The 24,370-nt window shown below is 50.6% G+C and carries 20 protein-coding genes and 2 pseudogenes; 8 read left to right on the top strand and 14 right to left on the bottom strand.

Going from position 1 to position 24,370, the window contains the following annotated elements:
- The first annotated feature begins 80 nt into the window (after nucleotides 1-80).
- The 4 genes from map to NYE38_RS03855 all read left to right on the top strand — a co-directional run bounded on the left by map (nucleotide 81) and on the right by NYE38_RS03855 (nucleotide 1,750).
- Nucleotides 81-830 carry a type I methionyl aminopeptidase gene (map, locus tag NYE38_RS03870; RefSeq protein WP_014417181.1) on the top strand — a complete coding sequence of 250 codons (750 nt, stop codon included), beginning with the start codon at nucleotides 81-83 and terminating at the stop codon, nucleotides 828-830.
- A 56-nt stretch (nucleotides 831-886) separates the two neighbouring features.
- Nucleotides 887-1,198: a DUF3243 domain-containing protein gene (locus NYE38_RS03865; protein WP_003155607.1), complete on the top strand. Its 312-nt coding sequence runs from the start codon at nucleotides 887-889 to the stop codon at nucleotides 1,196-1,198.
- 82 nt (nucleotides 1,199-1,280) lie between these two features.
- Nucleotides 1,281-1,436, top strand: coding sequence for a hypothetical protein (locus tag NYE38_RS03860; protein WP_003155608.1), 156 nt, complete (start codon nucleotides 1,281-1,283; stop codon nucleotides 1,434-1,436).
- 179 nt (nucleotides 1,437-1,615) lie between these two features.
- The gene (locus tag NYE38_RS03855; protein ID WP_003155609.1) at nucleotides 1,616-1,750 is read left to right on the top strand and encodes a YflJ family protein; all 135 of its coding nucleotides are present in this window, start codon (nucleotides 1,616-1,618) and stop codon (nucleotides 1,748-1,750) included.
- A gap of 40 nt (nucleotides 1,751-1,790) precedes the next feature.
- On the opposite strand, the gene NYE38_RS03850 is transcribed toward NYE38_RS03855, so the two are convergent.
- Nucleotides 1,791-2,450, bottom strand: a complete 660-nt coding sequence (locus NYE38_RS03850; RefSeq protein WP_017419099.1) for an MOSC domain-containing protein — start codon at nucleotides 2,448-2,450, stop codon at nucleotides 1,791-1,793.
- Nucleotides 2,451-2,517: 67 nt separating this feature from the next.
- On the opposite strand from NYE38_RS03850, the gene NYE38_RS03845 reads away from it, so the two are divergent.
- The gene (locus NYE38_RS03845) at nucleotides 2,518-2,790 is read left to right on the top strand and encodes an acylphosphatase (RefSeq protein WP_017419098.1); all 273 of its coding nucleotides are present in this window, start codon (nucleotides 2,518-2,520) and stop codon (nucleotides 2,788-2,790) included.
- Here the strand turns inward: NYE38_RS03845 and nosA are convergent.
- The 6 genes from nosA to NYE38_RS03815 form a co-directional block, all read right to left on the bottom strand.
- Complete coding sequence (gene nosA / locus NYE38_RS03840) at nucleotides 2,784-3,875, bottom strand: nitric oxide synthase (protein ID WP_289394619.1); 1,092 nt, start codon at nucleotides 3,873-3,875, stop codon at nucleotides 2,784-2,786. The genes NYE38_RS03845 and nosA overlap by 7 nt on opposite strands.
- Before the next feature lie 123 nt (nucleotides 3,876-3,998).
- Nucleotides 3,999-4,793, bottom strand: coding sequence for an MBL fold metallo-hydrolase (locus tag NYE38_RS03835; RefSeq protein WP_014417176.1), 795 nt, complete (start codon nucleotides 4,791-4,793; stop codon nucleotides 3,999-4,001).
- 51 nt (nucleotides 4,794-4,844) lie between these two features.
- The gene (locus tag NYE38_RS03830) at nucleotides 4,845-6,143 is read right to left on the bottom strand and encodes a citrate:proton symporter (RefSeq protein WP_014417175.1); all 1,299 of its coding nucleotides are present in this window, start codon (nucleotides 6,141-6,143) and stop codon (nucleotides 4,845-4,847) included.
- 192 nt (nucleotides 6,144-6,335) lie between these two features.
- On the bottom strand, nucleotides 6,336-7,298 hold the full coding sequence (locus NYE38_RS03825) for a tripartite tricarboxylate transporter substrate-binding protein (protein ID WP_063637084.1): 963 nt from the start codon (nucleotides 7,296-7,298) through the stop codon (nucleotides 6,336-6,338).
- A gap of 12 nt (nucleotides 7,299-7,310) precedes the next feature.
- On the bottom strand, nucleotides 7,311-7,991 hold the full coding sequence (locus tag NYE38_RS03820; protein WP_003155619.1) for a response regulator: 681 nt from the start codon (nucleotides 7,989-7,991) through the stop codon (nucleotides 7,311-7,313).
- The gene (locus NYE38_RS03815) at nucleotides 7,988-9,592 is read right to left on the bottom strand and encodes a sensor histidine kinase (RefSeq protein WP_025650266.1); all 1,605 of its coding nucleotides are present in this window, start codon (nucleotides 9,590-9,592) and stop codon (nucleotides 7,988-7,990) included. The genes NYE38_RS03820 and NYE38_RS03815 overlap by 4 nt, the downstream gene beginning before the upstream one ends.
- A 692-nt stretch (nucleotides 9,593-10,284) precedes the next feature.
- Here NYE38_RS03815 and NYE38_RS03810 point away from each other — a divergent pair.
- Nucleotides 10,285-16,440: a DUF4573 domain-containing protein gene (locus tag NYE38_RS03810; RefSeq protein WP_342400438.1), complete on the top strand. Its 6,156-nt coding sequence runs from the start codon at nucleotides 10,285-10,287 to the stop codon at nucleotides 16,438-16,440.
- Here NYE38_RS03810 and NYE38_RS03805 read toward each other — a convergent pair.
- From NYE38_RS03805 to NYE38_RS03785, 5 genes and pseudogenes are all read right to left on the bottom strand, one after another.
- Nucleotides 16,398-16,778 (bottom strand): annotated as a pseudogene (locus NYE38_RS03805) (NTTRR-F1 domain); the annotation flags it as partial. The gene NYE38_RS03810 and the pseudogene NYE38_RS03805 overlap by 43 nt on opposite strands.
- A gap of 114 nt (nucleotides 16,779-16,892) precedes the next feature.
- A complete protein-coding gene (locus NYE38_RS03800; RefSeq protein ID WP_104843168.1) occupies nucleotides 16,893-17,591 on the bottom strand; it encodes a hypothetical protein in 699 nt (232 codons plus the stop codon).
- 105 nt (nucleotides 17,592-17,696) lie between these two features.
- On the bottom strand, nucleotides 17,697-19,133 hold the full coding sequence (locus tag NYE38_RS03795; protein WP_007408966.1) for an anion permease: 1,437 nt from the start codon (nucleotides 19,131-19,133) through the stop codon (nucleotides 17,697-17,699).
- A 124-nt stretch (nucleotides 19,134-19,257) separates the two neighbouring features.
- Nucleotides 19,258-20,523 (bottom strand): pectate lyase, encoded by a 1,266-nt coding sequence (locus NYE38_RS03790; RefSeq protein WP_017419089.1) that lies wholly within the window; start codon nucleotides 20,521-20,523, stop codon nucleotides 19,258-19,260.
- A gap of 163 nt (nucleotides 20,524-20,686) precedes the next feature.
- Nucleotides 20,687-21,034 carry a general stress protein gene (locus tag NYE38_RS03785; RefSeq protein ID WP_003155650.1) on the bottom strand — a complete coding sequence of 116 codons (348 nt, stop codon included), beginning with the start codon at nucleotides 21,032-21,034 and terminating at the stop codon, nucleotides 20,687-20,689.
- A 191-nt stretch (nucleotides 21,035-21,225) separates the two neighbouring features.
- Between NYE38_RS03785 and NYE38_RS03780 the strand changes: the two genes are divergently transcribed.
- Together NYE38_RS03780 and NYE38_RS03775 are read left to right on the top strand one after the other, a co-directional pair.
- Nucleotides 21,226-21,576, top strand: coding sequence for a DUF3212 family protein (locus tag NYE38_RS03780; protein ID WP_017419088.1), 351 nt, complete (start codon nucleotides 21,226-21,228; stop codon nucleotides 21,574-21,576).
- A gap of 127 nt (nucleotides 21,577-21,703) precedes the next feature.
- Nucleotides 21,704-22,528, top strand: coding sequence for an NADP-dependent oxidoreductase (locus NYE38_RS03775; RefSeq protein WP_065180696.1), 825 nt, complete (start codon nucleotides 21,704-21,706; stop codon nucleotides 22,526-22,528).
- Between the two features lie 55 nt (nucleotides 22,529-22,583).
- On the opposite strand, the pseudogene NYE38_RS03770 reads toward NYE38_RS03775, so the two are convergent.
- Nucleotides 22,584-23,029: pseudogene (locus tag NYE38_RS03770) on the bottom strand (N-acetyltransferase family protein).
- Between the two features lie 71 nt (nucleotides 23,030-23,100).
- On the bottom strand, nucleotides 23,101-24,231 hold the full coding sequence (locus NYE38_RS03765) for a DEAD/DEAH box helicase (RefSeq protein ID WP_072177526.1): 1,131 nt from the start codon (nucleotides 24,229-24,231) through the stop codon (nucleotides 23,101-23,103).
- Nucleotides 24,232-24,370 lie beyond the last annotated feature (139 nt).

Raw genomic sequence — 24,370 nt, 5'->3', positions numbered from 1 at the left:
AAGGCTTGTTGGTTTTCTATTTATAAACCAGTTGTGGTAAGCTTGAATCAGATGATTAAAAATAGAAAGCGGGAATGACAATGATTGTAACGAACGATCAAGAATTAGAAGGGCTTAAAAAAATCGGCAGAATCGTCGCGCTGGCGCGTGAAGAAATGAAGAAAAAAGCCGAGCCCGGCATGAGTACGAAAGATCTTGACCTGATCGGAAAGGCGGTGCTTGACGAGCACGGAGCCGCTTCCGCTCCGGAGAAGGAATACGATTTCCCGGGCGTGACATGCATCAGTGTAAATGACGAAGTCGCTCACGGCATTCCGAGCGCCTCTAAAATCTTAAAAGCCGGGGATCTTGTAAATATCGATATTTCGGCGGAGTTCGGCGGTTTTTATTCCGATACGGGCATTTCATTTGTGCTCGGAGAAGGCGATGAACGTCTGCAAAAGCTTTGTAACTGCGCAGCATCCGCATTTCAGAAAGGATTGGATCAGGCAAAAGCCGGCAAACGCCAAAATCAGATCGGCAGAGCCGTCTACCATGAAGCCCGCTCCAACGGATTTACCGTCATTAAAACGCTGACGGGCCACGGAATCGGCAGAAACCTCCATGAAGCGCCGAACCACATCATGAATTACTACGATCCGTTTGATAACGCGCTTCTTAAAAACGGAACCGTGATCGCGCTTGAGCCGTTTATTTCCACGAAAGCGGAAACGATTGTTGAAACGGGAGACGGCTGGACGTATAAAACGCCGGATAAAAGCCTTGTCGCCCAAGTGGAACACACCATCGTGATCACAAAAGACAAACCGATTATTTTAACTGCATTGTAATGTTTCATCTCCCGCCCAAACAGGTATACAACAACTAACCCGAAGGAGGGAGACGCATGAAAAAAGATAAAGAAAAAATCAAAATCGAAAACGAAATACACGCCATGCACGGCGTAACGAAACAGCAGATTTTAGAGGATTTCGAGGAATTTAAGGCGTACCTTCATCAGAAAATTTCCGCCGGAAAAAAACTGGGTCTGGATGACAGCAAAATCATCAAAAGCGCCGCCATCCTCGGGGACTATCTCGCCAAACACGAGGAGCCCCGCAATGCGGAAGAAAAACTCTTACAAGAACTGTGGGACATTGCGGATGACAATGAAAAACAGCATTTGGCCCAGCTTCTCGTCAAACTTGCCGGACACTGATACAGTGCCCGGCTTTTTTATGCCCCGTTATAAGAGTTGTGCTACACTGGACTTATGTCTGTGAAAGGAGCCATTTTTCAACATGTGGTTTATTATCTTCGGGTTTATTTTCTTTATTGAAAGCATCATTCTCACCGTTTACGGAGTGAAGAAAAAGAAGGGGATGCTGATTTATTTCGGCGTCGTTTTCGGAATCATGACACTCGGAACGGTGCTGTTAAAATTAACCGGCCATTAAGCATGAAAAGACCGCCCTTTACATATATATGTAAGAAAGCTTTACATCTCTGAATCGAAAGTCTCAGTTTTTGCGTTATCCCTTTTCAGCGTCTTTTTATAGATGTTACAATGCCAAAAGTTTGGCAAAAACTGAAGAAACTCTCCCCAGCGGGAGAACGGAGAAAGGAGTTTTCTGACATGCATTATGGCAGTAAAGGCTGGTATGTAGAAGAGTTAAAGAAAAAAGGAATTACCCACTATGAAGGAAGAAAGCTTCAAAGCTTCAAAAAGTACTTCCTTGCCAATCTGCTGGAAACAAAGAAACAAGCATAACGTAAATCAGCCGTGCTGTCAGTGCAGCACGGCTTTTTTTCTATACATTAGTGAGCCTGTCCCTTTTTTTAAGGAAGGACTCCCTCCAGCTTTCTGACAGCGCTTCTTCCCGCAGTATTTCTTCAATCGCTGACAGATTGCCGGAATCACGGTATTTCACTTCATTCGCATACCAGACGGAAATGCTTTCTTTGCCTCTCGACAGACGCTTGAGGACGGGACGCGGATCGACATATCCTTCTTCAAGCACCCTGAAATAAAAGCCGGTAAATCCCGTCTGCTGTACACGGAGCACCATATCTTTGATGCCATATTTGAGCGCGAGTTTGACGCAGGGCTGGCGCGGCTGGCTTACTTGAACGACGGCTTCCCCCAGCTGAAAGACGTCTCCGATCCATACGTCTTGTTCGGCCAGTCCTTTGACCGTTACATTCTCTCCGAACGCGGCGGCGGGAAGTTTTCTCGCGAGCGTTGTTTCCCAATATGAATAATGCTCGGCGGGATACACGCACACCGCTTTATCGGGGCCTCCGTGATTCTTCAGATCAGCCTGCCCGTCCCCGTCAAAATGGGTTTTATACAGCATGACGGGAGAATCTGCGGGCCGCTTTATGATGCCGGAATTGATTTGTCTGCCGGCAAATTCATGAATTGCGGGCTTTCCGAGATTGATAGATAAGACAGAATAGTCTTGCGTCACCTCGTTCACATCCTTTGCGAAATCTCATATCTTTCCTTTATCATAGTAAGAAAAAGGTGGTTTTTCCATGCTTCAATATCATATGATGGCAGACGGCCGGGTTCAGGGCGTAGGTTTTCGCTACTTCGTCCAGATGGAAGCCGACAGACATAAGATAGCCGGCTGGGTAAAAAACCGTGGTGACGGCCGGGTGGAAATCCTTGCCGAAGGCCCTGAAGAGTCGTTAAAACAATTTGCCGAAGCGGTCAGAAAAGGCAGCCCCTTCTCAAATGTCACAGGGGTAACCATCGAAGAATCACACCGTCTGAAAGGGTACCGCACCTTTTCCATCAGTTACTGATAAGGCTTGTCCTGATAATAATAATTCGGCTTCACAATCGTATTGTCATATGATTTATGGAAAATGTGGGTGGAAGCCGGCGAGATCGGCGGAATCAGCCAAGTCCAGTCGCCCGTCAGCTTTCTGCCCGCGTCTTGTTCCTGTTCTTCAAAGCGTTTAAATTGATTCGCCGCCGTATGGTGATCGACAATGCTGACACCGTGTTTTTTGTATGAATAGAGCACTGCCTTATTCAGTTCCACCAGCACCTGATCTTTCCACAGGTCGGTATTCAGGCCGGCGGAAATCCCCATGACCGCAGCGGCTTTTTTGAGCATATCATACCGTTTTTCGTCAGCAAGGTTCCTTGCGCCGATTTCGGTTCCCATATACCATCCGTTAAAAGGCGCCGCGTTGTACGACAGTCCGCCGATTTCAAGCCTCATATCGGCGATAATCGGAACCCCGTACCATCTGAGATTTAAATCGGCAAACTCTTCAATATCCGGATGGGTGATCGGCACTTCTTTCACGAGCGCCTGAGGCAGGTCATACCAGACCGGCTGCCCGTCCCCTTTCATCCGAAAAAGCAGCGGCAGAATATCAAAATCGGTCCGCTTCCCGCGCCAGCCGAGTTTTTCGCAGACAGCCGTCAGCTCATATGATGCCGGATCACCGACTCTTCCTTTTTCAGTCTCATATCCCGCATAGCGGATGAGCTGGTGATTCCAGATCTCCACTTGTTTCTCCCCATTCTTCTCAGGAGGGAAAATCGTAATCGTCGGTTTAATTTTTCCGCCGTTCGTGGCGATTTCAATATGTTCAAATAATGCGTCGCGCACCTCTTCTTTCGTGTTCACACCGCGCCGGTCAATGACGTTCAGCGATTGCCAGAACAGACGCCCGATACAGCGGTTGCTGTTGCGCCACGCCATTTTCGCCCCGTGTTCAAGCTCTTCCGCCGTATGAACGTAACTTCCCGTCCGCTCTATCTCATCTTTTATCGCGTGTAGTCGCGCGTTGATTTGCGATTCCATTCCGAGTTCCTGATAGCAGACATCAATAAAATCCTTCGCCTCATCCCAAAGTATTTCCGTATGTTTCAAAAAACTCTCTCCTTCAATTTACATCTGTTTCCCATTGTATCGTTTTTAGGAGTGAACACAATGGTTTTTTTGTATCATACTGGAAACTGCAAAGAAAAAACACCTGTGATTTTCGCAGGTGTTTTACAAAACGGAATGCAATTTTTCAGCCAGTGTAAGCAAATCCTCACGGTAGTTTTTTCCCGTCATAGGAATTCCGTGACCCGTCAAAAGCGCTTCCGGCTCCAGTTCGGCCAGTTTCTGAACGGATGCGGCCGCCGTCTGTGTATCCGCTGTAAAATAGGCGGGCGGCCCGTGAAGCTCTTGCTTTTGAATGACAACGTCCGCAAGCGATTCCTGTTCAACAGTGATCACGGCATCACCGGCAAGCAGAACGCGGTCTTTATCCCGGAATAATGAAATATGGCCGGGTGTGTGGCCGGGCGTATGCACCCATTTCCATTCTTCAAGAAACGGAACGGTACCGTCTGAAGGCAGTGCCTGAACGGACGGAATGCGGATCGTATGGCGCGGAAACAGCGGTGACAGCTTTGCGACAAGCCCTTTTTTCGCATCGGGCCTGGCAGGCGGATAATCCGCTTTCCCCGTGACGTACGGGAGCTCCTTTTCATGAATGTAAACCGGCACATTCCAAAGCTCAAGCAGCTCTTCAATCGCACCGACATGATCAAAATGGCCGTGTGTCAAAATGACCGCCTTCAGCTGATACCCCTCTTTGAACCGGCGTTTCATTTCTTCTGTTATCATCTCCGCCGATTGCGGCATTCCCGCGTCAACCAGAATGATTTCCCGCGGAGCTGAGGGATTTTCGATAAAGTAAACATTCGCAATCTGCACGGTCAGTCCGTAAACGCCGTCCGCCGCTTTAAAACCGGCGCCGCTTCTCACTGAAAAAAGCGGCATAAACGGATCACTCATCATGGCACCTCCTCTGATGCCTTTAGTGTGCGACGAACCGGGTGTTTTATGTTAAAAAATCGTGATTGCGCCGATGATGAGCGCAAAAGCCGTCATGACGATAACGGCAAGAACCGCCCATTTCATCGCAAATTTCTGGTGTTCATCAATGGTGACCCCGGCAAGCCCGACTAATAAATGCGTCGACGGCACGAGCGGGCTTAACATATGAATCGGCTGGCCGATAATCGAAGCGCGGGCGATTTCCACCTTATCTACACCGTACGCCACGGCGGTCTCGGATAAAATGGGCAGCACGCCGTAAAAATAGGCGTCATTAGGCATCAGAAACGTAAAGATACCGCTCGTTAAGGCAACAATCGCCGGAATAAATCCCCCCATCTGTTCCGGAATAAGCGATACGAGGGAAATGGCCATCTCATCGACCATCTTCGTCCCCGTTAGAATTCCGGTAAACACGCCTGCGGCAAAAATCATCGAACCGATCGCAAGCACATTGCTCGAATGGGCTGAAATACGCTCCCTTTGATCGTTAAGCTTCGGATAGTTGACAATCAGCGCGATACAAAACGCAATGATGAACAGCACGGTTAAATTCACTTTTCCTGACACTAAAAATCCCACTAAAGAAAGCGTTAACATTAAATTGAACCACCACAGTTTCGGCCGCTTCCATTCATCTTCCGCAGCCGCAGCCGTTTCATTTGTATGGGACGGCTGCTTTAATTCGATCACCCCGAGCCGTTTCCTTTCCATCCTTCCGAGTACATAAGCGACCACAATCATACACACCATTCCGCTCGCAATGACAGGCAGCATCGGCCCCGTCAGCTCTGCCGGGTCAACGCCGAGCGCACTCGCCGCACGCGGCGTCGCGCCGCCCCATGGTATCGTGTTCATGATACCCATGCCGACACCGGCGATTCCCGCTAAAATAATCGGACGGATTCCGAGCATGATATACAAAGGCAGCATTGCGCTTGTCGTAATCATATACGTCGTCGAGCCGTCTCCGTCCAGTGCGACAAGCATGGTCAAAACGGCTGTTCCGACTACAATTTTGAGCGGATCGCCTTTAACCAGCTTTAAAATACGCGACACCATCGGATCAAATAAACCGGTATCAATCATAATGCCGAAATAAAGAATCGCAAACATAATCATGACTGCGATCGGCGCCACCTGTTCAATACCGGAGATCATCATCTCGCCGACCCGGTTAAAAGAAAACCCGGCAAACAGCGCAAACACGATCGGCGTTAATACGAGCGCCGTTAACACTGAAAGCCGTTTTGTCATAATCAGCACCATAAAAACAAGCATCATAAGAAAGCCTAAGATTGCTAACACAGTATGTCCCCCTTATCATGAGTACGCTTACATTTTAAAGGCCCGATCCCCTTTATCCGCCTTTTTGCTATCTTATGAGAATTGGATATTGAAGTAAATATTTTGGATTTTAAAGATTTTTAATTTTTTATAACCTTTTCGTTCATTTTGTTCATTTATAAATCAAAAGCCTTCCGCAAATATGCGGAAGGCTTATTTTTCGCTGCTCATCATCTCTTTATAAAACTCGGTCTGCTCTTCTAAAAAGCGTTTTGCGCCGCTGCTGTTTTTATAAAAGCTCTCCCAATCCCGTTTTTTCAGCATTTGCTTCCACTCCGCGGATGAGGTAATCTGTTTCAAAGCCTGATCCCAATAGACGATCTCGCCTTCGGTCATGTCTTTCGGCCCCATGATGCCTCTCCAGTGCGCAAAGACAAACGGCACCCCCTGCTCTTTCCATGTCGGCACATCGCTGAAGCCGGAGAGCCTTTTGTCAGACGTAACGGCCGCCAATGTGATTTTCCCTTTCCGATAGGCGTCTCTCGCTTCTGAAATGGTCATTGAGGCGGCGTCTATCTCGCGGCTGATAAGAGCTTCAATGACTTCATTGCTGCTCCCGTATTGAAAAAAGCGGATATCAAACGGAGAAATTCCGGCCATTTCCGCCGCTCTCGCAAAGGAGAGCTGGTCATCATTTCCGAGGCCGGGCGCAAATCCGATTTTTATGCCGCCCGGATTTGCTTTAATATCGCCGAGCAGCCGACTTCCGCTTTTTATCTTTGAATCCTTCGGAAGAGCGACGGTCTGCCACTCTTTTGCGATAATGGCCAAAGGCGTAAAATCAGCTGCCTTCAGCCGGCTTTGTCCCAAAATTTCATTGCTTAACAGCAGGCTTGAATTCATACTGATGACATCCGTTTTTCGTTCGTTTACATATTTCCAGCCGCTGTCTCCGCCTCCGCCGGGTTTATAGATGATCTTTACGGGCCGGCCTAATATTTGCTTCCGCTCTATTACCGATTGCAAAGCTTTTGCCGTTACGTCCCAGCCCCCTTGAGGCGCTGCCGGGACGACAATTTCAACCGGCCCTTCAGCTGAGCGGAAGCCCTCCATCTGCCGTCCGTCAAAAGAAACCAGCGCCGCCAGCATGACAAGAAGCACTCCCAACCGCTTCATTTCTCCCATCCCTTATTCATGTGCTAAATAATATTTCCGTTCCGGCCTGCCGATAATGCCGTACTCTAATTCAGCGAGCGCTTCTTCCCGAGAAACGAGAAACTCGGCATAGCGCCGCGCCGTTGTTCTGGAGGCGCCCATTTTTTCGCCCAGTTCTTCAGCCGTCATCCCTTTTTGGGCCGCCCTGAGCGCGTTTTTGATTTTTTGAAGCGTAATCGAATTAATGCCTGTCGGCAGATCATTGTGCTGTTTTTGTTCTTTCTGACCGCTTCCGAAAAACATGTCGATCACGGACTGGCTCAGCTCCGGCTGTGAGTGCAGCCATTCTCTTTTTTCACGGTACTTCAAAAGCACTTCTGTAAATTTATGTGCCGACACCGGTTTTATGACATAATGGGAAACGCCTGATCTGAGCGCTTCCTGCAGCAGCCTTGTTTCGGCAGAAGCCGTAATAATGATGATATCAACGGAAGGAAAACGGCCGCGGATAAGCGGGAGCAGATCTGTTCCCAGCTCATCCGGCATATAAATATCCAAAAGCAGCAGATCAGGCTGCCGTTTCTCAAGCAGCGATATGGTGTCTTTGGCATTGATTGCTTTGCCGATGACATTGAATCCATCAAGATGTTCGATAAATTTTTCGTGAATTTGCGCTATTCGAAAGTCGTCCTCTGCAATCGCGATGTTAATCACACCGATTCCCCCTTTGGCCTTTCTTTCGGTATAAACACCGTAAATACAGCACCGCCGCTCTTTTGCTGCGAAATCTCTATCGATCCCTGCAATTCACTGACGGCTTCTTTCAGATTGGCTAAGCCGTATCCTCTCCTAGTCCCCTTTGAAGAGTAGCCCTTTTCAAATATCGTTTCTGTTTTTTCCTGAGGCACGCCGTCTCCTGAGTCCGCCACTTCGATGACGATATCCCTGCCGATATCGGTCATGAAAAAGGATACCTCTTTTTTCTCTTTTTCGGCGACGGCTTCGAAAGCGTTATCAATAAGATTTCCGATGATCGTAATGAGCTGGGATGAACCCACATGCTCCGGCAGCGATTCTAAAAAGCTGTTTTCATCTATTGAAAGCTTCACTTTCTTCTCAGACGCCTTTCCCATTTTTCCTAATAGTATGGCCTGAACCCGCTGTGAATGAATGTTTTGAAAGAGGATTTCATGCTGTTCATTCTGGATGGCGTACTCTTCTTTTATCAGTTCAATGGCTTCATTATATTCTCCCAGCTCTAACAGACCGAGTATCGCGTAAAGCTTATTCGAGAATTCATGCGTTTGCGCCCGGAGATCCTCCGAGTATTTTTTCATTTCAGTCAGCTTGTTGATCAGTTTCTTGAGCTCCGTTTTTTCGCGGAAGCTGATCACCGCTCCGTATACTTGTCCGGTCTGTTTCATTTCTTTCACATTTAAGATAAATACTTTATCTCCGGCACGCACCTCCACGTTCGGCGGTATTTCTCCCCCTGCCAACACCGGCATGAGCTTTGCGCCCGGCATGATTTCTTTTATATGCCTTCCGATCATCGGTTCCGGAAGATTCAGCATATCAGCCGCAGATAAATTCATCATGGTTACCGCGCCTTCTTTGTTTACGGCGATAATCCCTTCTTTAATCGCAAGGAGCATCGCATTGCGTTCCCTGTACAGCGCTGCAATTTCATGCGGTTCAAGGCCGAGTGTATCTTTACGGATGCTTTTTGCGAGCGCCGCCGCTCCCCCGATGCCGATAAGAAACACCAAACATGCAAAATAGCCTAAATGCCGCAGATGCGCTTTCATATCTTTTTCTATCTCATCTTGTAGAAACTCGACTGTCACCGTTCCGACGACTTCGTTATGATTTTTTTCCTCCAAAATAACCGGGGCGCTTCCCCGGACGGCCTTCATTCCGTCGGAAACCGGAGACCCGCCGAACATGACGGTTTTGTTTTGCAGATTTTGATTTTCTTTCGGAATACTGCTTCGGGCCGAATGAAATGCAACATGCCCTTTTTGATCAGTGATGTAGACGGCGTGCGCGCCTGCCTGTTCTTTCATTTGTTCAATGACGTCTAACTTTGTAAAAGCCTCTTGATCCGCAAGCCGGAACGCCTCTTTTACGGGAGGCATGTATGAAATGGTTTTTGCCGTTTGCACCGCCAGCTGTTCAGCCTGCTTCTGCCCTTCCTTTAATTGCTGAAAGGCAAATATAACCGTGAGCGTTCCGATAACAAGTATTAATAAAGCCGTAATTAATCCGGCGATTTTCATTTGCAGAGAGACATAAAACCGCTTCGCTTCCAACACAGCACCAGCCGTCCTTTCCTCCTAAAATCATACCATTTTTTTAAATCTTTATTTCTCATTTTTGAGAATTTTCGTGATCTTTTTCTCTTGCGGCTTACCAAAAAGGTGATGATAGGTATATATTTACTTTTACACAATTGATATAACACATAAAAAAGACTGACCGAAGTCAGTCTGTAATCTATCAGGAAATTGTAACTCCCGCGCTTGCATATCCCGCCACTGTATTAATAAGCGAAAGGCCTGTCGCAGTGGCGGAGAATACCATTAACAGCCGGGTTTGAGGAGTTACCGCAATGTTCAGCCCTGTCGTGATTCCGTTGCTGATGCTGCCGATTGACAATACGCCGGTGAGGGGAGGAGCTAAAGTGACGGATGCTCCGGGGATCGGCGTGAACGTATTGTTCGGCACAGTAGAACTGTATAGTTGTGCGGTTATCGTAACAGTCGAGCCGACAAGCGACAGTGCTGCGGTTGTACTGAAATAGGCGGCAATTGATGTAATGGTTCCGCTTCTCGGAGCAGAAAAAGCAAAGTTCAGCAGAGTTCCTCCAGCCCCGGTAAGATCAATTGCGCCTCCCCCTCCGACATTGACGCCCGTCACAGAATTGCCGAACCCGACAAGGCTCACCGTTCCGATTAATCCGCCGGCAATGGTCGTCACGGCAGTGGGAAGACCTGAAGCATAAGGAATGATCGCGCCTGCTCCGGTGATCCCAGTGGCTCCGGTTATCCCAGTTGCGCCTGTTACTCCGGTGGCGCCTGTTACTCCGGTTACTCCAGTTGCTCCCGTTACTCCGGTGGCTCCCGTTATCCCAGTATCCCCGGTTACTCCGGTAGCCCCTGTTACTCCGGTGGCGCCTGTTACTCCTGTCGCTCCAGTATCCCCGGTTGCTCCTGTTACTCCGGTGATCCCGGTTACTCCGGTTACTCCGGTGGCTCCCGTTATCCCGGTGGCTCCCGTTATTCCTGTAGCTCCTGTTACTCCGGTGGCTCCCGTTATTCCGGTAGATCCAGTAGCTCCGGTTGCTCCCGTTTCTCCGGTTACTCCCGTTACTCCGGTGATCCCGGTTGCTCCCGTTTCTCCGGTTACTCCAGTTGATCCCGTTACTCCGGTTACTCCCGTTACTCCGGTGGCTCCCGTTATTCCTGTCGCTCCTGTTACTCCGGTTACTCCAGTTGATCCCGTTACTCCGGTTACTCCCGTTACTCCGGTTACTCCCGTTACTCCGGTTACTCCCGTTACTCCGGTGGCGCCTGTTACTCCGGTGGCGCCTGTTACTCCGGTTACTCCAGTTGCTCCCGTTACTCCGGTGATCCCGGTTGCTCCCGTTACTCCGGTGGCTCCCGTTATCCCAGTATCCCCGGTTACTCCGGTAGCACCTGTTACTCCGGTGGCGCCTGTTGCTCCGGTGGCTCCCGTTATTCCTGTCGCTCCTGTTACTCCCGTTACCCCGGTGGCGCCTGTTACTCCAGTAGCTCCGGTGATCCCGGTTGCTCCCGTTACTCCGGTAGCACCTGTTACCCCGGTTGCTCCCGTTAATCCTGTAGCTCCTGTAGCTCCTGTTACTCCCGTTATCCCGGTTGCTCCGGTCAAGCCCGTTACTCCAGTAGCTCCGGTGATCCCAGTGGCTCCCGTTATCCCGGTGGCGCCTGTTACTCCGGTAGCACCTGTTACTCCGATAGCCCCTGTTACTCCGGTAGCACCTGTTACTCCGGTAGCACCTGTTACTCCGGTTGCTCCTGTTACCCCGGTGGCTCCTGTTATTCCGGTAGATCCAGTATCTCCGGTTGCTCCTGTTACTCCGGTTGCTCCTGTTACTCCGGTTGCTCCCGTTATTCCGGTAGATCCAGTAGCTCCGGTTGCTCCGGTCAAGCCCGTTACTCCAGTGGCTCCGGTTACCCCGGTTGATCCCGTTATTCCTGTAGCTCCTGTTACTCCGGTGGCTCCCGTTATTCCGGTAGATCCAGTAGCTCCGGTTGCTCCCGTTTCTCCGGTTACTCCAGTTGATCCCGTTACTCCCGTTACTCCCGTTACTCCGGTGGCGCCTGTTACTCCGGTGGCGCCTGTTACTCCGGTAGCTCCGGTTACCCCGGTCGCTCCGGTAGCCCCTGTTACTCCGATAGCCCCTGTTACTCCGGTAGCGCCTGTTACTCCGGTGGCGCCTGTTACTCCGGTGGCGCCTGTTACTCCGGTAGCGCCTGTTACTCCGGTAGCGCCTGTTACCCCGGTGGCTCCCGTTATTCCTGTCGCTCCTGTTACTCCGGTAGCGCCTGTTACTCCGGTGGCGCCTGTTACTCCGGTGGCTCCCGTTACTCCGGTAGCACCTGTTACTCCGGTAGCTCCGGTTACCCCGGTCGCTCCGGTAGCCCCTGTTACTCCGATAGCCCCTGTTACTCCGGTAGCGCCTGTTACTCCGGTGGCGCCTGTTACTCCGGTGGCGCCTGTTACTCCGGTAGCGCCTGTTACCCCGGTGGCTCCCGTTATTCCTGTCGCTCCTGTTACTCCGGTAGCGCCTGTTACTCCGGTAGCGCCTGTTACTCCGGTGATCCCGGTTACTCCGGTCAAGCCCGTTACTCCAGTAACTCCGGTTACCCCGGTTGCTCCCGTTACTCCGGTTACCCCGGTTGCTCCCGTTACTCCCGTGGCTCCCGTGGCGCCAGTTGCTCCAGTCGTGCCGGGATCTCCAGTGACCCCGGTTGCTCCCGTGGCACCGGTTACACCAGTCGCGCCGGTATTCCCGGTCGAGCCCGTTGCTCCGGTAAACCCCGTTGCTCCGGTCAGCCCTGTTGCTCCAGTGAACCCCGTTGCTCCAGTCAGCCCTGTTGCTCCGGTCAGCCCCGTTGCTCCAGTCACTCCAGTTGCTCCGGTTATTCCTGTTGACCCTGTTACACCGGTCGAGCCGGTTTCTCCTGTTGACCCAGTCACTCCTGTTGCACCAGTTACACCAGTCGAACCGGTTGCTCCTGTTACTCCTGTTGGGCCGGTTGAACCCGTTATGCCAGTCAATCCTGTTGCTCCTGTTACTCCGGTTGGACCAGTCTCTCCCGTTGGGCCGATTTCTCCAGTTACCCCCGTTGCCCCTGATGGGCCGGTTTCTCCAGTTACACCGGTTGCCCCAGTAACTCCAGTTGGACCGGTTGCTCCAGTTACTCCCGTTGCACCGGTTTCTCCTGCTGCCCCAGTTGCTCCGGTTGAACCTGTTACCCCTGTTGATCCCGTTACACCAATTGGACCCGTTTCTCCCGTTGCTCCGGTTATACCAGTTGGGCCTGTTGGGCCAGTTGCTCCGGTTACACCAGTCGAACCGGTTGTTCCTGTTACTCCAGTTATTCCGGTTGAACCCGTGGTTCCGGTTGCTCCTGTTGCCCCGGTTACTCCTGTTGCTCCAGTTACTCCCGTTGAACCTGTTACCCCGGTTGGACCGGTTTCTCCGATTGAACCTGTTGCTCCGGTTGGGCCGGTTTCTCCGATTGAACCTGTTGCTCCGGTTGGGCCGGTTTCTCCGGTTGAACCAGTCACTCCCGTTAAACCCGTTGCCCCTGTTATTCCGGTTGCGCCGGTTGCTCCCGTTACACCAGTTGAGCCCGTGGTTCCGGTTGCTCCTGTTGACCCAGTTACACCGGTCGCTCCGGTTTCTCCGGTTGCTCCTGTTGGCCCTGTTGGACCCGTGATTCCGGTTGGGCCGGTTTCTCCGGTCGCCCCAGTTACTCCCGTTGCTCCAGTCACACCCGTTGGACCGGTTGGGCCTGTTACACCGGTTGGGCCAGTCACACCGGTTGGGCCAGTCACACCGGTTGGGCCCGTCGCGCCTGTTATCCCAGTTAGCCCGGTTACACCAGTTGCGCCTGTTGCTCCGGTTGATCCCGTTATTCCGGTCGCTCCTGTTGCACCGGTTGAGCCTGTTGCTCCTGTTATCCCCGTTGCTCCAGTCACTCCAGTTGAACCGGTTTCTCCCGTTGTCCCAGTTACTCCGGTTGATCCCGTGGTTCCGGTTTCTCCTGTTACACCTGTTGGGCCGGTTGAACCAGTTGACCCTGTTGGACCTGTTGCTCCAGTCACTCCCGTTGCACCGGTTTCTCCGGTTGAGCCTGGCGATCCAGTTGGACCGATCTCTCCCGTGGGTCCAGTTGATCCTGCTGCACCAGTAACTCCAGTTGAACCTGTCGACCCTGTTGGCCCGGTTGGACCGGTTGATCCCGTTGCTCCTGTTACTCCCGTTGCACCAGTTGAGCCGGTTGAGCCGGTTGATCCTGTCGGTCCGGTTGTTCCCGTTACCCCAGTCGATCCGGTTGTCCCCGTTGTCCCAGTTACTCCTGTTGGACCCGTTACACCCGTTAGGCCTGTTGTACCTGTTACTCCAGTTGACCCGGTTGCTCCTGTTGAGCCAGTCGCGCCAGTTGGACCCGTTACTCCGGTTGCGCCGGTTGAGCCAGTTGAGCCAGTTTCTCCAGTTGCACCGGTTGAGCCAGTTGGGCCTGTCGATCCCGTTGGACCGGTTGCACCGGTTTCTCCTGTTGATCCTGTCGATCCGGTTGATCCGGTTGAGCCGGTTATCCCCGTCGCCCCGGTTGCTCCTGTTACACCCGTTGGACCTGTTGAGCCGGTTGGGCCTGTCGATCCTGTGGCGCCTGTTTCTCCAGTTAATCCCGTCGCACCAGTTGAGCCGGTTTCTCCCGTTACCCCAGTCGCTCCTGTCGATCCCGTTACACCAGTTAGACCCGTTACTCCGGTTGCACCGGTTTCTCCCGTTGAACCAGTCACTCCCGTTACACCGGTAGTGCCGGTTGGGCCGGTTGCTCCTGTTGAGCCAGTCGCGCCAGTTTCTCCGGTTGAACCTGTCACTCCCGTTGAACCAGTTGAGCCTGTTGCGCCGGTTTCTCCAGTTATTCCCGTTGCGCCGGTTTCTCCAGTTGAACCTGTTACTCCAGTTGCTCCTGTTACTCCAGTTGATCCCGTTGCGCCAGTCGATCCGGTTACTCCCGTCGCACCAGTTTCTCCGGTTGAACCAGTTACACCAGTTGAGCCGGTTTCTCCGGTTGAACCTGTTGCTCCAGTTGAGCCCGTGACCCCAGTTAGGCCGGTTGATCCTGTTGCACCAGTCACTCCTGTTGGGCCAGTTTCTCCGGTTGCGCCAGTAACTCCTGTTGGACCGGTTGAGCCTGTTGGACCGGTTGAGCCAGTCGCGCCTGTTTCCCCCGTTGGACCTGTTACTCCGGTTGAGCCGGTTATCCCCGTCGCCCCGGATGCTCCTGTCGCTCCCGTGACCCCAATCGGGCCAGTCACACCTGTTGCGCCGGTTGAGCCCGTTGCTCCTGTTACACCAGTTGAGCCCGTGACCCCAGTTGGGCCGGTTGAACCAGTTGACCCTGTTGGACCTGTTGCTCCTGTTACTCCAATTGATCCCGTTGAGCCAGTCGCGCCAGTTTCTCCGGTTGGGCCGGTTGCACCGGTTGCGCCAGTCGCTCCAGTTGCACCGGTTTCTCCTGTTGAGCCAGTCACACCGGTTGGGCCCGTCGCGCCTGTTATTCCAGTTAGCCCGGTTACACCAGTTGCGCCTGTTGCTCCTGTTATCCCCGTTGCTCCAGTCACTCCAGTTGCACCGGTTTCTCCCATTGTCCCAGTTACTCCGGTTGATCCCGTGGTTCCGGTTTCTCCTGTTACACCTGTTGCTCCGGTTGGACCGGTTTCTCCTGTCGCCCCTGTTACACCAGTCACTCCGGTTGCACCAGTCGATCCTGTTATTCCAGTGGCGCCCGTTTCCCCGGTTTCTCCTGTTGTTCCAGTCACTCCGGTTGGTCCCGTTGCTCCTGTTGAACCAGTTGAACCGGTTCCTCCTGTTACTCCCGTCGCTCCTGTTTCACCAGTTGGGCCGGTTGAACCCGTTATGCCAGTCGATCCGGTTTCTCCAGTAGCTCCGGTTTCCCCGGTCGAGCCAGTTTCTCCGGTTATCCCCGTTGCCCCAGTCACTCCCGCTACACCGGTTGGGCCGGTTGAGCCAGTCGATCCCGTTGCTCCTGTTACACCAGTTGATCCCGTTGAGCCAGTCGCGCCAGTCGATCCGGTTGGGCCTGTTGCGCCGGTTGGGCCTATCGATCCTGTGGCGCCTGTTTCTCCAGTTAATCCCGTCGCACCAGTTGCGCCGGTTACTCCCGTTACACCAGTCGCTCCTGTCGATCCCGTTACACCAGTTAGACCCGTTACTCCGGTGGGGCCGGTTGCTCCCGTTGAGCCTGTCGGTCCGGTTGAACCAATTGCTCCGGTCGATCCTGTTGCCCCTGTTATTCCGGTTGAGCCGGTTGAGCCGGTTGAGCCGGTTGGACCGGCCTCTCCCGTTGGCCCGGTCGCTCCTGTCGATCCCGTTGCACCGGTTACTCCTGTTGCGCCAGTCGCTCCTGTTATCCCCATTGGGCCGGTTGCTCCAGTAGCTCCGGTATCCCCGGTCGTGCCGGTTTCTCCGGTTGCTCCAGTGGATCCTATTGCTCCTGTTGAACCAGTTACACCAGTTGAGCCGGTTGCTCCGGTTGCGCCAGTAACTCCTGTTGCTCCAGTCGAGCCGGTTGAGCCCGTTACTCCTGCTGGGCCGGTTACTCCAGTAGCTCCGGTTGCCCCGGTCGAGCCTGTTTCTCCAGTTAATCCCGTTACACCAGTTACTCCGGTCGCTCCTCTTGCTCCGGTTACTCCTGTGGGACCCGTCACTCCTGTGGGACCTGTAATTCCTGTTACGCCAGGTTCACCCCCGGTTTGCGCCAATGAAACATCGTCTATTAAAACCGTGCCGGAAGAAACTTTACTTAATACAATGACGGCAGAGGCCGCGCCAGAAGGCACACTGCTTGTTTTATAGATTTCAGACCATGTGTGAAAGAGCACGTTCGGCAAATTTCCGGGTGTGATATTTTCTTGAATGGAACTGATTTGTTCACCTGCTGCGCTGACATAGATGATCTGGAGAGTGACTTGGGGACTTGGCTCATTTCCGAGCGTTGCGAGTGATACGAATAGAGTCACTGACTTGGCTGAAATGGGAACGATTTGACTGAGGTAAGCATATGGCTGAACTCCAATAAATTGCGCGGAATATCTCCCTGAATGTGCAAACAAACTGTTAATCTGGGTATTTGCCGAACTCCAGCCCGCTAATGTGCCGGTTTCAAAGCTCCCGTTTATAATCGGATTATTCATTCAATCTTTTTCCCTCTCCTTCCCGTTGTTGACCGTCTTACCTATTAAGACAGCATATTAATACGGGCTGTGTTTTGACAACCTAAATAAAAAAGGTGATTTCTTTTCATCACCTTAATCCGATCCTTGAATGGGGAATCCCGTCGCAATGAGGGAGCGGTTTGCCGCTGCGACTTGTGTTACGAGATTCGAAGAAAGGACGGATAAATAGAGCTGGTACGCGGCTGTTTCATCCGCCTTCATTTCGTCGATGTACGTAAAAGGAATTCCTATGATTTGTCCGCCTGAAGAAAAGAGGTTCAGCTCTTGTCTCTGTGTTTGTATCGATACGCCATTTCTTTGCAGATCGACAGCTAAGACCAATGAGAAATGAGACGCGAGCGGGTCTAATTCCACATTTACTTGTATGACGGCATCCGTTTTCACCAATTGATCTGTCGGCGCGGCTATCACTGTGCTTAACACGTTTATCGGTGTTCCTTCTAACGGAATCATCATCTGGTCTGCTGTATTTTGAAAAGCTACCGCAGGAACCGCTCCGGGCGGCCCCTCAGGCCCCGGGGGACCGGGCGGACCCGCCTCCCCTTGCGGACCGCGGGAGCCGGCGGGTCCTCTTTTGCCTTCGGGACCTCGCAGCCCGGGTACGCACAAGGCAGATCGATTTTCATCTGAAGACGGAAACTGTTTTTCCGTCTCTGTTTCAGGTCTTTCAAGTTCACATGGTAATTGTTCATACCGGCGTTTCATATGTCTGCTCATATATTTGTAAGGTTTCTGTTTCAATATCATGTATTGATCACGGCCGCTGCTCATATTATCACCCCGGCAATATTCTATTCGCACTGAAGTCATCATGTGCAGGCCCTTCCCATTCCCTACAGAAATAAAAAAGGCAGACCTGAGTCTGCCTTTTTTCTTCTACCATAACCCTAATACTTTCCACCATAATCCGCCGATCACAAGCCATGTCACAATATGGACGATTGACAGGATAAAGCCGATGGACCACCATTTGCTTTGCGATATATAACCCGCTCCGAAAAAGACCGGAGCCGCTCCCGAGCCGTAATGCGTCGTAGAACCGAAAAGGTTGCTGAAAAACGCCAGGCTGAGCGCCGCCAACAGCGGCGGAGCGCCTGCCGCCACGATGACGGCGAGAAATGCCGCATACATGGCGCTGATATGCGCGGTTGCGCTCGCAAAGAAGTAATGCGTGTAATAATACACGACAATCAGAATCATAAATGCCACAATCCATGAAAAACCGGAAACAGAAGATTTCATCATATTGCTGAACCAAGACACCATGCCGAGCTCATTCAGGAAATTCGCCAGCATCACAAGCGCCGCGAACCAAGTCAGCGTATCCCATGCACCTTGTTCCTTTTTGATGTCCTCCCATGTTAATACCTGTGACAAAAGCAAAACGGATAATCCGATCAGGGCCGTCGTCGTTGCGTCGATATTTAAGCTTCCTCCGAAAATCCACAGCGCAAGCACCAATAAAAAGACGATGACCATGGAGAGTTCGGATTTTTTAAACGGACCCATTTCTTTCAATTTTTCCGTTGCGATTTTAGCCGCATCCGGTGTTTCTTTAATTTCCGGCGGATACAGCTTATAAATGACCAGCGGCGTAATGATTAAGCTCGCCAATCCCGGTACAATGGCCGCGATTGCCCAGCTTGTCCATGTGATGTCCACCCCTGCGACATCGTGGGCCAGCTTGGCGATCAGCGGGTTCGCCGCCATTGCCGTCAAAAACATCGCAGACGTAATCAAGTTTCCTTGAAAACCGGTTTTTAATAAGAAAGCGCCGATTTTCCGCTCTGTTCCGTCTGCCGGCGTTGATCCGAAAGTTTCGGATAATGATCTGATAATAGGAAAAATAATGCCGCCCGCCCGTGCCGTATTGCTCGGAATGGCAGGTGATAAAATTAAATCACTGAAAAGCAGTGAATAAGAAAGGCCGAGTGTTTTCTTCCCGAACCGTTGTACGAATACGTAAGAAATCCTGGCGCCGAGCCCGGTTTTGATGAACCCCCGAGAAATAAAAAAGGCGATGACAATCAGCCAGATTGTCTTGTTTCCAAATCCGCTTAACGTATTTTCAATAGATAGCGTTCCCGTTAACGCGGTGACTGCCAATGCAAAAATTGCAATTGCGCCCATTGGCAAGGGCTTGGAGATAAAGCCGATAATTGTTGCGACAAAAATAGCGAACAAATGCCATGCTTTAGGTTCAAGTCCGGACGGCGCGGGAATAAACCAAATGATTAATCCCACAGCAACAGTAATAAGCAAAGGAATGATTTTTACTGCCTGCTGTTTTTTTGCGTCTTTTTCTGAAGCCATTACAGGTCTCCTCCTATTTTGTTGTCTTCCATCCCCTATCCCATTTTACTACTTAACTAAGTTAATAAACGTTTTTGTTAATTAAAAAACACAAAGGAATATTTTCCTTTGTGTCTCTTGTTTCTTATTTTAATATGCCCGACCCGGCTTTAGATATAACATCTGATTTTACATTTGATGATGAGCCGATGGAACCGTGCAATGACGGTGTCCAGCCGACGGACTGACTTAATCCGTTGGCGGCTGACGCGTTAATGGAGGCGCCGTTTAAAAGAGTGCCGTCTTCATGAAGCGCTTTTCCGCCGCTGAAGATGCTGATGACTTTATCAGCAGCCAGTCCCGGCACTTCAAAGACATTATTCTGGGCATACATTTTTGACGCGTGGCCCGCGCCCCACGCATAGCTGAACGGGTATGCGGCGCTTTTCGAGCCTGCGTAAAAATTATTATAAATATGAACCTGCCCGTACCGGACCCGCGGTGCGCGCTGGACGATGTTCTGGTAATAGTTATGGTGAATGGTCACCTTCAGTTTTCCTTCATCCGACGTCTTGCTGTCGCTGTTTCCGATGACGGAGCCTTTGTCATGGTCATGATATTTATTATAGGACAATGTAATATAATTCGCCCCGTTGGCTATATCCGTCTGGCCGTCATGGTGCTGATATTTTCTCCCGTAATAGTAGGGAAAACCGCTGTCGGGATTCGATCCGTCATTAAAGGTGCAATGATCGATCCAGATGTGCGTCGCGCCGTTAATGGTGATATTGTCATATTCCGAGTTCCAGTTGCCGCTGCTGCCGTCCGTCGGGTCCCATTGCGGAAAATAGTCGTAAGCGTCTTGAAATTCAATGTTGCGGATGATGACATTGTCGACGCCGTTCTTTATATTAAAACTTCCGCCTGTCACTTTGGCATTTGAACCCGAGCCGATGATCGTCGTATTTGAAGGAATGTCAACCACGACCCGTGCCTTCTGGTTTTTTTGCGATCGCTGTCTGGCGTCTTCCTGGGTGCCTGACGGCGCTTTTTTTCCCCATTTGTCCGGGTCGTACGCCTTGAGATAGGCATTGAGATCATATGCCGGATCTTTATAATCATTAAAGCCGAGCGTTTTATTGCGGTCGTCCGTATTCATATTGATTGTGCCTTGTATGTAAATAATCTTCGGCGTGCTGTTGGCGCTTCCCCCTAATGCGGAAACGAGCTGCTGTCTGTTTGATACGGTGTATACATTCGATGATGAGGCTTTCGCGCCGCCGGTTGTCCCGCCGGAAGCGGCTCCCCAGCCGTCATTTGTTCCTAACGTCTGCCGTCCCAGATCAGCGGCATAGACGTCCGCAGGGATCATACATAAACAAATCGCCAGCATAAGTAACATTTTTTTCATGAATTGTGCTCCTCCTGATTCCGTATTCCAATTTATTACAATTGAATTGTATCAAATCAGTTGAGAAACAGCACCGAAAATGTACAGAATGTGCCTTTCGGTTTTATTGCGGAAACCGCAAAAAAATCCCAAGGGACCGAAAACCCCTTGGGATCTGTTCAGCTTACGCCCATGATTTCACTTTTTCGTTATCCGTGACAAACAGAAGAACTTTTCCTTCATCTAAGCGCTTTTCAAATTGTGATGCTTCCTCTTCTGAAAAGCCGATTTCGTGAATTTTGTTGCGGAGCTCGTCGCCTTTTTTATTAAACATATTGCCGACTGCGTGTTTAATGCCCGTTTCTTTCGCTCCGATGGTATTGACATCAGTATTATCTGCCAGGCGGTCCGTTCTGTCGTCATCATGAGAAAGCACATATACGTCTTCTTTTGCGACACCCAATTGCTGAAGCTCTTTTACGTCCTGCATCAGTTTTTGATCATTTGTATATTCTCTTACTACCGGTTTCATTGATAAGTCCTCCCTTTTGTTTTTGTATATTGGATGTTTACCCGCTCAACCAAAGGTCAAACAAAAGAAAGAGAGTTCCGTGAAAAAACGGGCAGATTGTCGGTGGATATTTTCTGGCGGGACATGTTACAGTAGGGAAAGCTACTTTTATCAGAAAAATAAAAATCTTCATGAGCCGATTAAGCAGGGAGGTGGTTCCTATTCATTACTTTTCACCGGAACAGCGATTTAACGCTTGGATTGTCAGTGATTTAGTGAAGCAGGTATTCCGCCGGCATACCCGCTGCCCGGATGGAATAAAAGAGCTTACGGCCTTTGCTGAAGATACTTTTCATATTAATATCGATTTCGTTTTCTCTATCATTATCAATATCGGTGATATCGAATCCGTTCTGCCGAAAGAAATTGAAAATAGGCTGGGTTCTTATCTGACCGCGCTTCAGCCCGTCGTTACCGCTGACATGCTTCATTCTTCAAAAACGAATGCCTATGAATATTTGGAACATGAGAAAAACACCGATGTGTACCGGTTATTCTATTAAATATGCATATAAGGAAAGAAGGGCCCTGGCCCTTCTTTTTTTATGGCCGCTGACGGTTTGATTTTGTAATCGGGAAATGGTTCGTGTTACATTTGGAACAACCACTTATCTTGAAGGAGGATTCAGTATGCCGAATAATCAGCAGCAAATTCAATTGGCAAGACGCCCCAAAGGCGTTCCCGCCCATGACGATTTCCGCTTTGAAACGATTGCCGTGCCCGAACCGAAAGACGGCGAAGTGCTAGTGAAAACGAGTTATGTGTCCGTTGATCCGTACATGCGCGGACGGATGCAGGATACAAAATCATATGTAGAGCCCTTCGCTTTAGATGAAGCCATAACAGGCGGAGTGATTGCCGAGGTTCTGACAGACGGCGATCAGCTGAAAAAAGGAGATGTTGTGATCGGAAATCTCGCGTGGCAGGAATATTCAGCCGTTAATGAGTCCGCCCTCCGCAAGTTGGATACGGATATCGCACCCGCCCAGGCGTATCTCGGCATTTTAGGGATGACCGGACTGACCGCTTACTTCGGGCTGCTCGACATCGGCCGTCCGAAAAAAGGCGAAACCGTCGTCGTTTCAGGCGCGGCGGGCGCCGTCGGCTCAACAGTCGGACAGATTGCCAAAATCAAAGGCGCGCGGGTTGTCGGCATCGCCGGATCTGATGAAAAAATCGCGTATTTGAAAGAGGAGCTTCAATTTGATGAAGCCATTAATTACAAAACGGCGGATGATATTCAAAAAGCGCTGATGCAGGGATTCATCGTCAGTGATTATGCTGACCGCTTTTCTGAAGGCGCGAAACAATTGGCCGAATGGCTCAAGGACGGAAAGCTTCATTATGAAGAAACGATTACGGAAGGATTCAGCAATATTCCTGACGCGTTCCTCGGCCTGTTTAAAGGAGAAAATAAAGGCAAACAGATCATCAAAGTCAGTGATCTAAGTTAACATGATGATGAAAAAAAAGGAGGGCTTTGTCCCCTCCTTTTCTGTTTATTTGGGATCAGCCGCGAAGAATCAAAGTAAGAAAGCCGTCTTCATCCGGCTCCGTATCTTCCAAAGTGAATCACGCTGCTTGAAAGCAGGCTAAACTGATTTGATTGTCTTTTTCGATGCTTGCCGCCCATTCCCCACGCTGGTAAACCCAGGATCAGTCAGCAGTTTTTGCAAGATCTGTTTTCCGTACCCTTGAAGCTGGTATAAAGGATTGACGATCAACCCGATATACGCCCGCTCATCCACAAACTCTATAGAGTCCATGCCTGCCGGACACTCCCCGTCATATGCCATAATGACAGTATCGTCTTCATCTTTATTCAATCGTGCATACCACGCGTCTAATGGCAGCATCGCATCCATTCTCCGTTTGATATTATCGTTCTTAAACCAGTGTTCAAGTATTTTCAGCTCGGGTTCCTTCAATATTTGAAATCTGTCTATTGAAACCATCTTCCCGCCCCCGCCTGAACCTTTTCTATTATTTTACAACAAAAAAAGAAGGGCTTCCCGCCCTCCGTTTCTTATTTCTCAGATAGTTTTCCGCCTGAATAAACGGCCTCTTTCAGCTCAATTCCGAGTGATTTGGCCATTTTTTTCAGTTTGGATTCTTCCATCGGCGTGACAAGGCTGAGTACGGTTCCTTCTTTACCGGCCCGGCCCGTCCGGCCGGATCTGTGGATATATCCGTCTTCATTCGGTATGTCCGCGTGAATGACGTACGGAAGATCATCGATATCAAGTCCGCGCGCCGCAATGTCAGTCGCCAGAAGCAGCGGAAATTCTCCCCGTTCAAACGCTGATAATATCTTTGCCCGCTCCATTTTTTTCGCTTCTCCGTGCAGGATGCCGAGATCCACGTGATGATAGGCGAGTTTTTCCGCATAGACGCTTAAATTTCCGATATCTCTGACGAACACGAGCGCCTGCATGCCGTTCAGCCGTGACAGCTTTTGCAATAGCTTTACTTTATCCCGCTGATCGCAGACGAGATATTGATGCGTGACCCGTGCTTTTTCCGCCGTATTCCGCTCCACTTTCAAAACGGCCGGTTCGTGTGCGATGGTATTCAGCACCTGTTCTGTTTCCGGCTGCAGCGTAGCGGAAAAGCTTAAAAGCTGTCGGTCTTTCAGCGTCGTTTTAATGATTTTTTTCATCGTTTCGCGGTGTTCCTTTGTCACGAGCTGATCCGCTTCATCAAGAACGATCGTCTTGACTTCATGCATTTTCAGCTTTTTCGCCTGAATCAATTCGAGCACCCTGCCCGGTGTGCCCGCAATGATATGCGGTTTATTTTTGAGCTTCTCCACCTGCTTTTTCACGTTTGCCCCGCCGATCAAAGACAAAGCGCGAAGATCGGAGCCTTTTTTCCACTCCTGAATCACTTGAAAAATCTGCATCACAAGCTCGCGGGACGGCGCTAAAATGATCACTTGCGGATGTTTCTGTTCCGGGTTGATCCGCTCCAGAACCGGAAGCGTGTACGCCAATGTTTTTCCCGTTCCCGTCGGGGATTCGGCAATGACGTCTTTCCCTTCCATGATCACCTGAGCGGCTTTTTCCTGAATAACGGTCGGCTCCTGAAAGCCTGACGCCTCCCAGTTTTCGGCGATAAATGGTTGTGTATGCTGTAAAAATGGCCATGTTTGGGTCATGTCGTTCTCCTCAATTCTTAAAATCTACTCCATAGTATCTCAAATGCACGCGGCAAACGCAATTTTCTTTTTCCTTCCAAGCCTTTTAACAAACGGTCTCCTCCTTTATAATCATAAATGAGAAAGACACATGATAAAA

The organism is Bacillus sp. EU63 (assembly GCF_038592915.1).
In the GTDB taxonomy this organism is placed as follows: Bacteria; Bacillota; Bacilli; order Bacillales; family Bacillaceae; genus Bacillus; species Bacillus velezensis.
Note: the sequence above shows the minus strand (reverse complement) of the source record. Positions and strands in the feature narration are given on the sequence as shown.

Bases quoted from the DNA above. Each gene is read 5' to 3' on its own strand.
- map (WP_014417181.1), top strand. From the start codon at position 81: ATGATTGTAACGAACGATCAAGAATTAGAAGGGCTTAAAAAAATCGGC.
- NYE38_RS03865 (WP_003155607.1), top strand. From the start codon at position 887: ATGAAAAAAGATAAAGAAAAAATCAAAATCGAAAACGAAATACACGCC.
- NYE38_RS03860 (WP_003155608.1), top strand. From the start codon at position 1,281: ATGTGGTTTATTATCTTCGGGTTTATTTTCTTTATTGAAAGCATCATT.
- NYE38_RS03855 (WP_003155609.1), top strand. From the start codon at position 1,616: ATGCATTATGGCAGTAAAGGCTGGTATGTAGAAGAGTTAAAGAAAAAA.
- NYE38_RS03845 (WP_017419098.1), top strand. From the start codon at position 2,518: ATGCTTCAATATCATATGATGGCAGACGGCCGGGTTCAGGGCGTAGGT.
- NYE38_RS03835 (WP_014417176.1), bottom strand. From the start codon at position 4,793: ATGAGTGATCCGTTTATGCCGCTTTTTTCAGTGAGAAGCGGCGCCGGT.
- NYE38_RS03825 (WP_063637084.1), bottom strand. From the start codon at position 7,298: ATGAAGCGGTTGGGAGTGCTTCTTGTCATGCTGGCGGCGCTGGTTTCT.
- NYE38_RS03810 (WP_342400438.1), top strand. From the start codon at position 10,285: ATGATCGCGCCTGCTCCGGTGATCCCAGTGGCTCCGGTTATCCCAGTT.
- NYE38_RS03800 (WP_104843168.1), bottom strand. From the start codon at position 17,591: ATGAGCAGCGGCCGTGATCAATACATGATATTGAAACAGAAACCTTAC.
- NYE38_RS03795 (WP_007408966.1), bottom strand. From the start codon at position 19,133: ATGGCTTCAGAAAAAGACGCAAAAAAACAGCAGGCAGTAAAAATCATT.
- NYE38_RS03790 (WP_017419089.1), bottom strand. From the start codon at position 20,523: ATGAAAAAAATGTTACTTATGCTGGCGATTTGTTTATGTATGATCCCT.
- NYE38_RS03785 (WP_003155650.1), bottom strand. From the start codon at position 21,034: ATGAAACCGGTAGTAAGAGAATATACAAATGATCAAAAACTGATGCAG.
- NYE38_RS03775 (WP_065180696.1), top strand. From the start codon at position 21,704: ATGCCGAATAATCAGCAGCAAATTCAATTGGCAAGACGCCCCAAAGGC.
- NYE38_RS03765 (WP_072177526.1), bottom strand. From the start codon at position 24,231: ATGACCCAAACATGGCCATTTTTACAGCATACACAACCATTTATCGCC.